The 284-nt window shown below is 38.7% G+C and carries 1 protein-coding gene; it reads right to left on the reverse strand.

Translation table 11 applies throughout. The features are described from left to right. A partial coding sequence (locus tag LJE08_RS15410; protein WP_370633282.1) for a reverse transcriptase domain-containing protein occupies positions 1-284 on the reverse strand: 284 nt, incomplete at both ends.

Here is a 284-nt window from a genome sequence, read left to right on the forward strand (position 1 = left end):
ACATAATGTAAGTACACATTGGCAAGGATTGGACTAATCAGTCCGCCTTGTGGTGTTCCTACACTTGTATCTTCATACTTTCCTTCTATCATGACACCTGATTTGAGCATTCTCGCTATATATCTCAGGTAGTTCGGGTTTGCGATATCATTTCGAAGAAATTTCATGAGCCACTCATGATTCACATTATCAAAGAAGCCTTTAATGTCACAATCCAGTATATAGTTAGCTCCAGTGTTTTCAACATGTTTCCCTTCAAGAAACGTAACTGTGTTTCGGTCCTT

It is taken from the genome of Holdemanella sp. DFI.5.55, assembly GCF_020593575.1.
GTDB classification, from domain to species: domain Bacteria; phylum Bacillota_I; class Bacilli_A; order Erysipelotrichales; family Erysipelotrichaceae; genus Holdemanella; species Holdemanella hominis.